Source organism: Flavobacterium aestivum (genome assembly GCF_026870175.2).
Classification (GTDB): domain Bacteria; phylum Bacteroidota; class Bacteroidia; order Flavobacteriales; family Flavobacteriaceae; genus Flavobacterium; species Flavobacterium aestivum.
Genome location: NZ_CP113977.2, coordinates 3,670,514 through 3,682,938, shown reverse-complemented (window position 1 = coordinate 3,682,938; position 12,425 = coordinate 3,670,514). Strand labels below are relative to the sequence as shown.

The following is a 12,425-nucleotide window of genomic DNA, read 5'->3' as shown; positions in this document are numbered from 1 at the left end:
AAATAAATTTTTAAAAGACCAAAAAATGAAAAAAAATCTATTGCTTTCACTACTTTTTATAAATAGTGTAGCTGTATTTGCACAAACGAAAGATGAGCAAGTATTTAAGGAAATTTATAAATCAGCACTTACGAATTCTAAATGTTATTCATGGTTAGATTACCTTTCTAATGATATAGGATCTAGGTTGTCAGGTTCTACTGGTGCTGAAAAAGCAGTTCAATATACCAAAAAGCAAATGGAAACATTGGGTTTTGATAAAGTGTATTTGCAAGAAGTGATGGTGCCTAAATGGGTTCGTGGCGAAAAAGAAACAGCCTACATTCAAGATAATTCTGCTAAAATAAAAGTGCCAATTTGTGCATTGGGAGGATCAATAGCTACACCTAAAAATGGATTAACTGCCGAAGTAATAGAAGTTCATAGTTTTGATGAACTAAAAGCTTTGGGAACTGATAAAGTAAAAGGAAAGATTGTTTTTTATAATCGCCCAATGGACAATGGTGCGATAGAATCTTTTGAAGCCTATTCAGGAGCAAATAGTCAAAGATATGCAGGAGCTAGAGAAGCTGCAAAATTGGGAGCTGTTGGTACAATTGTTCGCTCATTAACTTTCCGATTAGACGATTTTCCCCATACAGGAGGACAAAGCTATGGTGATCTTCCAAAATCACAATACATTCCAACTGCTGCAATTAGTACCAATGGTGCTGAATTATTAAGCAAGACTTTAAAGAGTAACCCAAATTTAAAATTCTATTTTAAACAAAGTTGTCAGCAATTTGAAGATGTATTGTCTTATAATGTGGTAGGGGAAATAAAAGGAAGTGAGCATCCGGAAAATATAATGGTAGTAGGAGGACATCTTGATTCATGGGACTTAGCAGATGGTTCTCATGATGATGGTGCAGGAGTGGTACAAAGTATGGAGGTGATGAATATTTTTAAAAATATGAATTATAAGCCTAAAAACACACTTCGCGTTGTTCTTTTTATGAATGAGGAAAATGGGTTAAGAGGAGGAAGTAAATATCAAGAGTTATCTTTGGCTAATAAAGAAAATCACATTTTTGCTTTAGAAAGTGATGCAGGAGGATTTACTCCTAGAGGTTTTTCTTTGGAATGTGACGATGCAAATTTTGCTAAAATAACAGGTTTGAAAAATATATTTGAACCTTATTTAATTCATAGTTTTGTAAAAGGACATGCAGGATCTGACATAGAACCATTAACAGGAGTAGCACTAGTAAAAGCAGGTTTGAAACCAGATTCACAACGCTATTTTGATTATCACCATGCAGCAAACGACAAGTTTGATGCTATTGATAAAAGAGAATTAGAACTTGGAGCTGGAACTATGGCAGCTTTGATGTATATGATAGACCAAAATGGAGTTGTAAAACAAAATCCTTAAGACGAATTAAGATTTTATAATTTAGAATACCGAAGATTTTTTAAAGAAAACAAGATTGGGTTTTAATCCAGTTTTGTTTTCTTTTTTTGTATAGTAATTTTCAATAAGATTAAATTGTTTAATAGTAAAAGTTAATGTAATTGGAATCTAATGAGGTTTAAATATTTACATAATGTTTAAAAATTAAATAGAGATATTAATAGCTAAACAAAAGAAAACTTAATCAGAATAAAAATGTGAAATCCTCAATTTTAAACTTACTTATTTTTAAATCCACAAAATAAATCCTACTTTAGCATTCTTTAAAAAATTACAAAAAATGATAAGTGAAGCACAATTTCAAAAGGAGTTACAAATACTAATTGCCAATGCTATTAGAGAAGATGTGGGTTCTGGAGATTATAGTTCATTAGCTTGTATTCCTGCAGAGGCATCGGGAAAAGCAAAATTGCTCGTAAAAGAAGATGGGATAATTGCAGGTGTGGATTTGGCTAAAATGATCTTTGAATATGTAGATCCAAATTTAGAAATAGAGACCTTTATTGAAGACGGAGCAGCTGTAAAGTTTGGTGATGTTGTTTTTCATGTTTCTGGAAGTTCTCAGTCAATTTTGAAAGCAGAAAGAGTTGTTCTGAATTCTATGCAAAGAATGAGTGCAATAGCCACAAAAACAAACAGTTTTGTGCAATTGTTAAAAGGTACCAACACAAAAATATTAGATACTCGTAAAACAACACCAGGTTTTCGCGCTGCAGAGAAATGGGCAGTGAAAATTGGAGGAGGAGAAAATCACCGTTTTGCTTTATATGACATGGTGATGTTAAAAGATAATCATATAGATTTCGCAGGCGGAATTACTTTGGCAATAGCCAAAACCCAAGCGTATCTAAAAGAAAATAATCTGGATTTAAAAATCATTGTTGAAGCAAGAGATTTAAAAGAGGTTATTGAGATTTTGAAATGCGAAGGAGTGCATAGAATATTAATTGATAATTTTAATTACGAAGATACTAGAAAAGCAGTTGTCTTAATTGGAACCAAATGCCAAACTGAATCTTCGGGAAATATCAATGAAGATACGATGCGCAGTTATGCGGAATGTGGTGTTGATTATATTTCTTCAGGAGCATTAACGCACTCTGTTTATAATATGGATTTAAGTCTAAAAGCAATTTAGAGTTATGACATTTAAGATTGAGGCAAAAATCGAAAAAATCCCGATTGTAAGAAACCTGATGCATATTTTAAAGAAGATTAAAGTTCCAGGTTTAGGAGGTTTTTCTTTTTATGATTTATTGGAATTGTATTTTGAAGGAATCATCGATGGAGCATTCTCATATCATGCCAGTGCAGTAGCATTTAGTTTTTTTATGGCTTTATTTCCTTTTGCGTTATTTATACTAAACTTAATCCCTTACATACCTATAGAAGGATTTCAGGATGATTTTCTTCAATTTGTTAAGGAGGGAGTGCCACCAAATACCTATGATGCAATTGCTAATATCATAAACGATATTCTAAATAATAGTCATTCCGGATTAGTGTCCTCAGGTTTTTTATTGTCTATTTTCTTGATGGCAAATGGGATAAACGGAATTTTGGGAGGATTTGAGTCTTCTCGACATGTTTTGGAAAAAAGAGGTTTCTTAAGTCAATATTTTGTAGCATTAGGAATTTCATTGTTACTTTCTATTCTCTTGCTTTTGACAGTTGCCATTATTGTTGTTTTTGAGGTTTTAATTCAAAGTACAGCAATACAGGACGTGTTGAGTGATCGGATTCCGTTGATTATTTTAGGGAGGTATATATTTGTGATTTTGATGATTTTAATTACTTCATCTGTGTTATTGCGTTATGGGACAAAACAATCACATAAACCACCATTTATAAGTATTGGTTCAGTGTTTACAACTATATTGATTATAATTTCGTCCTATTTTTTTGGAATATGGGTAATACATTTTTCTAAATATAATGAGCTTTATGGATCGATTGGAACATTACTGATTATGATGTTCTATATTTGGATAAACTGTATGATCTTATTACTGGGATTTGAATTGAATGCAACAATTCATAAACTACGCAAAAATAAAAATAATCATATCAAAAAAAGTTTGGTTAGCGAATAAGGTCATAAAGACGAATTTAGTATTCTTGCGACTAAACAACCTCAAAACAAGCTGTGATTGCAATCTGGTTTTATATATAAATTAATAATTTAAAAAAATGAAGAAAAGTATCGTATTTAGTTTAGCTGTCTTTTTTGCAATAATTTGCAATGCTCAGAGCCAAAGTGTTGTTGGGAAATGGAAAACAGTCGATGATGAAACTGGTAAGCCAAAATCAATAGTTGAAATCTATGAAAAGTCTGGAAAGATTTATGGTAAAATTGTAGAGATTTTTGAAGCAGATAAAAGAAATAGAGTTTGTGAAGAATGTACAGGAGAAGATAGAAACAAACCAATCCTTGGAATGGTAATCATAAAAGGATTGCGTAAAGACGGTAATGAGTACAATGATGGACAAATTTTGGATCCTAAAAACGGAAAATTATACAAATGTTTCATTACTCTTGAAGGAAATGATAAATTAAAACTTAGAGGTTATATAGGTGTTTCTATGTTTGGCCGCACTCAATATTGGTCTAGGGTTAAGAATTAAGAGTTGAGTTCAATTTTAAAATTCCAAGCTCGAATTGGTAAAGAGCAAATGGCAAAATCAATTTTTTAAATTCCAAAATCTAAATATCTAACAATCTAAGTAGTCTAAAAAGGAATGTATTTTGTAGAAGTTGTTTTACCGCTTTCTCTTGCCAAAACCTTTACGTACAGTGTTTCGGAAACAGAATTTCTTTTTATAAAAAAAGGAATGAGAGTGGCTGTACCTTTCGGGAAAAGTAAAATTTATACAGCTTTAGTAATTGAAATACACAATAACAAGCCTACATTATATGATGCTAAGGAAATTCATCAAATATTGGATGAATTTCCGATAGTAACAGAATCTCAAATCAATCATTGGCTCTGGATCTCCAATTATTATATGTGTGCCATTGGCGATGTGTACCGAGGTGCCATACCTAGTGCATTACTATTGGAAAGTGAAACTATAATTACAAAAAAAAATGATTCGTTTGTAGATGAGAGTTTACTCACGGATGATGAGTTTTTGGTTTATGAGGCTTTGCAGTACCAAAATTCACTAAAAGTTCAGGATATTATCGCTATTTTAAACAAGAATAATATTTTTCCCGTTATTCAGAAAATGGTCGATAAAAATATTTTGGTACTTCAAGAAGAAGTTCAGGAAAATTATAAGCCTAAATTAGTTCGTTACGTCCGTTTGCATCCTAAATATGATACGAACGACGGTTTAAAAGAATTGCTTGATATTCTTAAAAGTGCCAATAAGCAAAAAGAAATAGTTCTTAATTATTTTCAATTAAGCGCCACCGAAAAAAAGCCAATTACTGTAAAAAAACTAGTTGAGGTAGCGAAATCTTCTACCGCAATTATTAAAGCATTGGTAGAAAAAGAAATATTCGAAGAGTATTTTTTGCAAGAAGATCGAATTAATTTTACAGGCAATAGTAGAGAAGGAGAGCTTCAGTTAAGTGCAGCTCAACAAAAAGCTTTTGATTCCATAAAAGAAAACTTCGAGCATAAAGCAGTTTGTCTTTTGCATGGAATTACTTCAAGTGGTAAGACAGAGATATATATTAAGCTGATAGAGGAATATTTGGTAACGGGAAAGCAAGTCTTGTATTTATTGCCGGAAATAGCCTTGACCACTCAATTGGTTTCAAGATTAAGAGCTCATTTTGGAAATAAAGTAGCTGTTTTTCATTCTAAATATAATAATAATGAAAGGGTAGAAGTTTGGAATCAGGTTTTGAAAAATGCAGAAAAAGCTCAAATTGTGATTGGGGCAAGGTCAGCATTATTTTTGCCATTTTATGATTTAGGATTTATTATTATTGATGAAGAACATGAGCAAACTTTTAAGCAATCGGATCCAGCTCCTCGATACCATGCTCGTGATGCAGCTATAGTTTTGGCAAATGGGCATCAAGCCAAAGTACTTTTAGGTTCAGCAACACCAAGTATAGAAACCTATTTTAATGCAAAATCGGATAAATATGGCTTTGTGACAATTTCTGAGCGTTTTGGTAATGTAAGTTTGCCGGAAATAGTATTGGTTGATTTAAAAGATAAATACTTTCGCAAAAAAATGAATGGTCATTTTAGTGATGTTTTGATCGAAGAAATCACTACAGCTCTGTCGTTGGGAGAACAAGTTATTTTATTTCAAAATAGAAGAGGGTATTCACCAATAGTTGAATGTATAACCTGTGGACATGTGCCGCATTGTCAGCAGTGCGATGTAAGTCTTACTTATCATAAACACAAAAATCAGTTGCGTTGCCACTATTGCGGTTATTCAATGGCAAATCCTACCCGTTGTCATTCGTGCTCAAGTATTGATTTGATAACGAAGGGTTTTGGTACAGAACAAATAGAACAAGAATTGGTAGCTATTTTTCCTAATGCCAAAACAGGAAGAATGGATCAGGATACTACACGAGGTAAATTTGGTTTCGAAAAAATTATAGACAGTTTCAAGAATCGTGAAATTGATATTTTGGTGGGGACTCAAATGCTTGCCAAAGGTTTGGATTTTGACAATGTTAATTTGGTAGGGATTATGAATGCTGATAATATGTTGTATCATCCTGATTTTAGGGCATTCGAACGAAGTTTTCAAATGATGACTCAGGTAGCTGGACGTTCAGGGAGATCAGGAAAAAAAGGAAAAGTGGTTATTCAGACGTATAATCCTAATCACAATACAATTCAGCAAGTAACCAATACCGATTATATTGGGATGTATAAAGAGCAATTGTATGACAGGCAAATTTATAAGTATCCACCTTACTTTAGAATTATAAAATTAACACTTAAGCAGCGTGATTTTGATAAGCTTAAGGAAGGAGCAATGTGGTTGTATCAGGTATTAAGCCAAAATTTGGCTATGCCGGTTTTGGGGCCAGAAGAGCCTGTGATTAGTAGAATTCGAAATGAATATATTCGTACTATAATCATTAAAATTCCTCAGCAAGCTTCAATTGGAAACACAAAAAAAACTATCCAAAAGATATTGAATAGTTTTGAGGCTGTTGCTCAATATAGAGCTATTAAAGTGACGACAAATGTCGATTTCTATTAATAAGGTATATTTAAGAATAGGCAAGTGCTTTTACAAGATCTTCTTTTTTGTTTCTGCTTAAAGGAATTTTTGTTACCCCAATTTCGGCAAACTTGCTGTTAAAACGGTCAATTTTGTCGATATTGACAATAAATGATTTGTGTACTCTTATAAATTTCTCTTTCGATAAATCATTTTCAAAAGACTTCATTGTAGAAAGTACCAAATTGCTGTCATCTTCAGTAACTACTTTTACATAATCACCAAAAGCTTCAATCCATTTAATTTTAGAAGTGAAAATTTTTAATTTTTTCAGATTGCTTTTTATAAAGATATGTTCTCCTTCATCTTCTTTGTTCTCTTTCTTAAGAAGGAATTGATCAATAGCTCTTCGAACTGAAGCATTGAATCTCTCAATAGAAATTGGTTTTTGAAGGTAGTCGGTCGCATTATAATCAAAAGCCTTCATGGCATATTCTGCCTTAGAAGTGATAAATATGATTTGAGGTTTTGTTTTTAAGCCATCAAGAAAATCAAAACCACTAATTACTGGCATTTCAATATCAAGGAATATTAAATCCACCGTATGTACTGTCATGCAACTTTTAGCTTCAATAGCATTAGAGAAATCACCTATTAGATTTAAATTGGTGTGATTATTAACTAATTTTGCTATTATCATCCTTTGTATAGAACTATCATCTACAACTACACAGTTTAGTTTCATAATGTTCGAATTTATTGATTTGGTATAGTAAAAATACTTTTTTTTATTTTATTAATCTAATAAAAAGAGTGTTTTTTTGTTGTTCGTCGATTAAAACCGTTTTACGCTTGTTTGTTTAAAAAAAAAGATTACTTTTGCAGCCAAATTAACAAATAAATAAAAATATTTATGAATCATTATGAAACTGTTTTCATTTTAAATCCCGTTTTATCTGAGGTTCAGGTGAAGGAAACAGTAAGCAAATTTGAAGATTTTCTTACTAGTAGAGGAGCAGAAATGGTATCGAAAGAAGATTGGGGTCTGAAAAAAATGGCTTACGAAATTCAAAACAAAAAAAGTGGTTTTTATCACTTATTCGAATTCAAAGTTGCTGGAGAAGTTCTACTTGCTTTTGAAACTGAATTTAGACGTGACGAAAGAGTTATGCGTTTCTTAACTGTAAGTCTTGACAAACATGCTATCTCTTGGGCTGAAAGAAGAAGAGCAAAACTTAAATCTACAAAAGCTTAATTATCATGGCAACATTACAACAATCTGCTTCAGGAAAAAAAGACGGGGATATCAGATATCTAACGCCTTTAAATATAGAAACTAACAAAACTAAAAAGTATTGTCGTTTCAAAAAATCAGGTATCAAATATGTGGATTACAAAGATGCTGATTTCTTATTGAAATTCGTTAATGAGCAAGGGAAAATTCTTCCTCGTCGTTTAACAGGAACTTCATTGAAATTTCAAAGAAAAGTGTCAGTAGCTGTAAAAAGAGCTCGTCACTTAGCTTTAATGCCATATGTGGCCGATTTATTAAAATAATAATATTAATAACTAAAGTTGTTGCCCCGCCAGCGGCAGGGCTAACTTCTAAAATATAAGGACAACAACATGGAACTTATTTTAAAACAAGACGTACAAAACTTAGGATTTAAAGATGATGTAGTATCTGTAAAACCAGGTTACGGTCGTAACTTTTTAATTCCTCAAGGATTTGCTGTTTTAGCAACTTCTTCAGCTAAAAAAGTTTTAGCTGAAAACCTAAAACAAAGAGCTCACAAAGAGGCTAAAATTGTAGCAGACGCTAAAGCATTAGCTGAAACGTTAAAAGCTATCGAAATTAAAATCTCTGCAAAAGCAGGTGGTGAGAAATTATTTGGTTCAGTTACTAATATTGATATCGCTGATGCTTTAGCTAAAGCTGGTCAAGTAATTGATAGAAAATTCATCACTTCTGGAATCGTTAAACGTACTGGTAAATATGCTGCTACTGTAAGATTGCACAGAGATGTAATTATTGAATTAGCTTACGAAATTGTTGCTGAAAAAGCATAATTTCTAAAACTATATATTAAAATCCCGATGAAAATCGGGATTTTTTTGTTTAATTAAATAGCTTTAAGTTACGAGTTGTAAGTGTGAATTTGGCTTACAACCTATGGCTTATAGCATAAAGCTTAAAAAAAATGAAATACGCCAGACTTACAAAAGAACAATTTGAAGAGTTAACGCAAGAGTTTACTAATTTTTTGGCTACTCAGGCAATTGATAAAGCTGAATGGGATAAAATAAAGGCCGAAAAACCTGAGGTTGCTGAACAGGAATTGGATGTTTTTTCAGATTTGATTTGGGAAGGAGTACTTACCAAAGCAACTTTTTTGGAGTTTTTCTCCAAAAATCATATTTTTCTTTTTCACTGCTTTGATACCTATGTACAATCTATTGTTTTGAAATCGATGGTGCCAGAAATTGACTTTTTGACCAAGGAAGGTTTACAATGGCTTAGTGATAACATGTTTACGGAAACGATCGAAATGAAAGTGGGTAAAAAGGAATTTACGGAAGAGCGTAATCTGTCAATTTTTCAATTGATTCAGCAAGGTTCGTTTTTGAGTGATGGACAATTATACAATCAAATTAATTCGATTATCGAGTCATAAATTTGATTTTTATTCTTTTAATTGGTTATTTTAGTAGATTATTTAATAGACTAGAATAGCCAATTTTGTTTTTTATGGATATAACACAAACCATTCAATCGCTTCGAGAAGAACTAAATCTTCATAATCATAATTATTATGTTTTGGATAAACCCTCTATATCTGATTATGAGTTTGATATGAAGTTAAAAGAGCTTCAGGAGCTAGAGGATAAGTATCCCGATTTTTTTGATGCTAATTCGCCTACACAAAGAGTAGGGGGAGCAATTACCAAAAATTTTGAAACAATTACTCATGAATACCGTATGTATTCTTTAGATAATTCTTATTCGAAAGAAGATTTACAAGATTGGGAAAACCGTATTCAAAAAGTTTTAGGAAATGTACCTTTAGAGTATACCTGTGAATTGAAATATGATGGAGCATCAATAAGTATCACGTATGAGAATGGAATCTTAAAACGTGCAGTAACTCGTGGAGATGGTTTTCAGGGAGATGATGTAACTAATAATATAAAAACAATCAAGTCTATTCCTTTGAAATTAAAAGGGAATTATCCGGATCATTTTGCGATTCGAGGTGAAATTATTTTGCCTTTAGCTGGATTTGAAAAAATGAATCAGGAATTAATTGAGATTGGTGAAACTCCGTATTCAAACCCAAGAAATACTGCCTCTGGAAGTTTAAAATTACAAGATAGTGCGGAAGTTGCCAAGCGACCTCTGGATTGTTTGCTTTATTTTTTAATTGGTCCCAATTTGCCTTTTGATTCTCAATTTGAAGGTTTGGAAAATGCTAGAAATTGGGGTTTTAAAGCACCAACCGAAGCTAAATTGGCAAAGAGCCTGGATGAGGTATTTCAGTTTATAGAGTATTGGGATTTACATCGCCATGACTTGCCTTATGAAACTGATGGTGTGGTGATAAAAGTGAATGATTTTCGCCATCAAGAAGAGCTGGGTTATACGGCTAAATCGCCTCGATGGGCAATCGCATATAAATTCAAATCAGAGCAGGTAGCTACTCAATTAAATTCTATTTCGTATCAGGTTGGAAGAACCGGGGCTATTACTCCGGTTGCTAATCTTGAACCAGTGCAATTAGCGGGAACTATAGTAAAAAGAGCTTCTTTGCACAATGCAGACCAAATAGAAAAATTAGATATTCGAGTAAATGATACGGTATTTGTAGAAAAAGGAGGGGAGATAATTCCTAAGATTATTGCTGTTGATTTAAGTAAACGGCCTGATAATTCAGAACCTACAGAGTATATAACCCATTGCCCGGAATGTAATACAGAATTAATCCGTGGGGATGGAGAAGCAAATCATTATTGTCCTAACTATTATGGCTGCCCTCCTCAAATAATAGGAAGAATTCAGCATTATATTTCCCGAAAAGCAATGGATATTGAAGGATTGGGAGGTGAAACAGTTGCTCTGCTTTATAATAATGATTTGGTACATAATTATGCTGATTTATATGAGCTGACCGTAGAGCAGATTTTGCCTTTGGAAAGAATGGCGCAAAAATCGGCAGAGAATTTGGTAAAAGGGGTTGAGAATTCTAAGAATATTCCTTTTGAAAGTGTTTTGTTTGCTTTAGGGATTCGATTTGTAGGAGAAACTGTTGCCAAGAAGTTAGCTAAGCATTATAAAAATATTGATGCTTTGAAACAGGCAACTCTTATGGATTTGATTTTGGTTGATGAAATTGGAGAGAGAATTGCACAAAGCGTTATTGATTTTTTTGAAAATAATGAGAATAGAATTATTATTGAAAGATTAAAAAGTTACGGCGTTCAATTTGAAATAGTCGAAAAGATTAATCCAAATGCAACAGACAAATTCCTAGGGAAGACTTTTGTGGTTTCTGGTGTTTTTACTGCATTTTCGAGAGATGAATTAAAAAAAATGATTGAAGATAATGGCGGAAAAGTAGGAAGTTCAATATCTGCTAAAACGGACTTCGTCGTTGCAGGAGATAATATGGGACCAGCTAAGTTGGAAAAGGCAAACAAACTTAATGTGCCAATAATTTCGGAAGCTAATTTTATAGAAATGTTAAATGAAAGCTAGTACGCCCTCACTTGTCATATTCTTTGTAGCGTCTTTTTTTGCTATTTTATTTAAAGTGTTAGAGTGTACTTGTCTAATGCTTTATGCTAAATCTATTGTGATACCTTCTTTGTTTATTTATTATTTGGTTTCAAATAATTATAAAATTACGGTAACAAAAGCATTGATTTTTTTGCTGTGCTTTATGAGGGATGTTTTTGTATTGTTGAGTATTCAAGAATCGGCATTGGGATCTTTTCTTTGTATTCTTTTTGTTTATTTGATATTGTTGAATTTGACTCTTAAGGATTTTAGGAATTTAAAATTCAATTTTGATGATAGTGCTTCAATACTAATTTTAGTCTTATCAGTTGGTACTATTTGTTACTCTGTTTTAAATTTGAAATTAGAAGGATTAGATTTTAGCTTTTCATTATATGTCATTTTCGGAATTGTTTTGAGTATTTTGAGTGTTGTTGTATTGTCAAATTACATTAAAAACGAAAGCTATGTTTATGTTAATTCGATGATGATGTGTGTTTGTTTTATAATTACAGATATTTTCTTTGTGCTTTATAATTTCTATTTTGACCTTTATATTTTTAGCTTCATTAGTATAATCACACAGGTCTTATCGTATTTCTTTATGGTCAAGTATTTTTTGGCAAAGGATCAGATGGAGATTGATTCAGGTGATAGTAATAGAATTTCTATCAGTTAATTTCTGTTTGTTTGAGTCAACTTATGAGTTGGTTTTTTTAGGTTAAGTCTGTAGCTACTTACTTGGTTTGTTAAAACCTCTTTTGATCTATATTTTTTAAATTGTTGATTTGTTTGGAGGAAAAATAATGGATATTTTCTCTGATAATCAAATTGTTAGTATTTATTTTTAAGTTGTTTTTATTAAGTGTCTTGTTTAGTAATGATATAGCTGGTTGCTGACGACGAAGAATAAAATGTTAAGAATATAACAAAAAGTTTTAAAACCTCGTTATACTTTTTTAGATTTGCGATCTCAAATGTAACTTAATTAATTAAATTTGTAACCCTGTGAAAGTACTATGTTTTTAAATTACATAAAGAGCATAT

12 protein-coding genes are annotated in these 12,425 nt (G+C 32.0%); 11 read left to right on the top strand and 1 reads right to left on the bottom strand.

The features are described from left to right. Positions 1-25 precede the first annotated feature (25 nt). The 5 genes from OZP08_RS15905 (at position 26) to priA (ending at position 6,643) form a co-directional block, all read left to right on the top strand. A complete protein-coding gene (locus OZP08_RS15905) occupies positions 26-1,414 on the top strand; it encodes a M28 family peptidase (protein ID WP_281322301.1) in 1,389 nt (462 codons plus the stop codon). Positions 1,415-1,733: 319 nt separating this feature from the next. Next, on the top strand, positions 1,734-2,591 hold the full coding sequence (nadC, locus tag OZP08_RS15900) for a carboxylating nicotinate-nucleotide diphosphorylase (RefSeq protein WP_268847056.1): 858 nt from the start codon (positions 1,734-1,736) through the stop codon (positions 2,589-2,591). A gap of 4 nt (positions 2,592-2,595) precedes the next feature. Continuing rightward, entirely contained in the window at positions 2,596-3,546 is a 951-nt protein-coding gene (locus OZP08_RS15895) for a YihY/virulence factor BrkB family protein (protein WP_281322300.1), read from the top strand. Positions 3,547-3,643: 97 nt separating this feature from the next. Continuing rightward, positions 3,644-4,078, top strand: a complete 435-nt coding sequence (locus OZP08_RS15890; protein ID WP_268847055.1) for a DUF2147 domain-containing protein — start codon at positions 3,644-3,646, stop codon at positions 4,076-4,078. 114 nt (positions 4,079-4,192) lie between these two features. Continuing rightward, positions 4,193-6,643: a replication restart helicase PriA gene (gene priA, locus OZP08_RS15885; RefSeq protein WP_281322299.1), complete on the top strand. Its 2,451-nt coding sequence runs from the start codon at positions 4,193-4,195 to the stop codon at positions 6,641-6,643. 10 nt (positions 6,644-6,653) lie between these two features. On the opposite strand, the gene OZP08_RS15880 is transcribed toward priA, so the two are convergent. Then, complete coding sequence (locus tag OZP08_RS15880) at positions 6,654-7,349, bottom strand: LytR/AlgR family response regulator transcription factor (protein WP_268847054.1); 696 nt, start codon at positions 7,347-7,349, stop codon at positions 6,654-6,656. Between the two features lie 168 nt (positions 7,350-7,517). Between OZP08_RS15880 and rpsF the strand changes: the two genes are divergently transcribed. The 6 genes from rpsF to OZP08_RS15850 all read left to right on the top strand — a co-directional run bounded on the left by rpsF (position 7,518) and on the right by OZP08_RS15850 (position 12,057). Next, positions 7,518-7,859: a 30S ribosomal protein S6 gene (gene rpsF / locus OZP08_RS15875; protein WP_268847053.1), complete on the top strand. Its 342-nt coding sequence runs from the start codon at positions 7,518-7,520 to the stop codon at positions 7,857-7,859. Positions 7,860-7,864: 5 nt separating this feature from the next. Continuing rightward, positions 7,865-8,161, top strand: coding sequence for a 30S ribosomal protein S18 (gene rpsR / locus OZP08_RS15870; RefSeq protein WP_091393867.1), 297 nt, complete (start codon positions 7,865-7,867; stop codon positions 8,159-8,161). A gap of 69 nt (positions 8,162-8,230) precedes the next feature. Then, entirely contained in the window at positions 8,231-8,674 is a 444-nt protein-coding gene (gene rplI / locus OZP08_RS15865; RefSeq protein WP_268847052.1) for a 50S ribosomal protein L9, read from the top strand. Between the two features lie 131 nt (positions 8,675-8,805). Next, positions 8,806-9,279, top strand: a complete 474-nt coding sequence (locus OZP08_RS15860; RefSeq protein ID WP_268847051.1) for a DUF6495 family protein — start codon at positions 8,806-8,808, stop codon at positions 9,277-9,279. A gap of 74 nt (positions 9,280-9,353) precedes the next feature. Next, on the top strand, positions 9,354-11,357 hold the full coding sequence (gene ligA, locus OZP08_RS15855; protein WP_281322298.1) for an NAD-dependent DNA ligase LigA: 2,004 nt from the start codon (positions 9,354-9,356) through the stop codon (positions 11,355-11,357). Next, positions 11,347-12,057: a hypothetical protein gene (locus OZP08_RS15850; protein ID WP_281322297.1), complete on the top strand. Its 711-nt coding sequence runs from the start codon at positions 11,347-11,349 to the stop codon at positions 12,055-12,057. Before ligA ends, OZP08_RS15850 begins: the two co-directional genes overlap by 11 nt. Positions 12,058-12,425 lie beyond the last annotated feature (368 nt).

Excerpts from the sequence above, each read along its gene's own strand:
- OZP08_RS15905 (WP_281322301.1), top strand. The coding sequence starts at position 26 with ATGAAAAAAAATCTATTGCTTTCACTACTTTTTATAAATAGTGTAGCT.
- nadC (WP_268847056.1), top strand. The coding sequence starts at position 1,734 with ATGATAAGTGAAGCACAATTTCAAAAGGAGTTACAAATACTAATTGCC.
- OZP08_RS15895 (WP_281322300.1), top strand. The coding sequence starts at position 2,596 with ATGACATTTAAGATTGAGGCAAAAATCGAAAAAATCCCGATTGTAAGA.
- OZP08_RS15890 (WP_268847055.1), top strand. The coding sequence starts at position 3,644 with ATGAAGAAAAGTATCGTATTTAGTTTAGCTGTCTTTTTTGCAATAATT.
- priA (WP_281322299.1), top strand. The coding sequence starts at position 4,193 with ATGTATTTTGTAGAAGTTGTTTTACCGCTTTCTCTTGCCAAAACCTTT.
- OZP08_RS15880 (WP_268847054.1), bottom strand. The coding sequence starts at position 7,349 with ATGAAACTAAACTGTGTAGTTGTAGATGATAGTTCTATACAAAGGATG.
- rpsF (WP_268847053.1), top strand. The coding sequence starts at position 7,518 with ATGAATCATTATGAAACTGTTTTCATTTTAAATCCCGTTTTATCTGAG.
- rpsR (WP_091393867.1), top strand. The coding sequence starts at position 7,865 with ATGGCAACATTACAACAATCTGCTTCAGGAAAAAAAGACGGGGATATC.
- rplI (WP_268847052.1), top strand. The coding sequence starts at position 8,231 with ATGGAACTTATTTTAAAACAAGACGTACAAAACTTAGGATTTAAAGAT.
- OZP08_RS15860 (WP_268847051.1), top strand. The coding sequence starts at position 8,806 with ATGAAATACGCCAGACTTACAAAAGAACAATTTGAAGAGTTAACGCAA.
- ligA (WP_281322298.1), top strand. The coding sequence starts at position 9,354 with ATGGATATAACACAAACCATTCAATCGCTTCGAGAAGAACTAAATCTT.
- OZP08_RS15850 (WP_281322297.1), top strand. The coding sequence starts at position 11,347 with ATGAAAGCTAGTACGCCCTCACTTGTCATATTCTTTGTAGCGTCTTTT.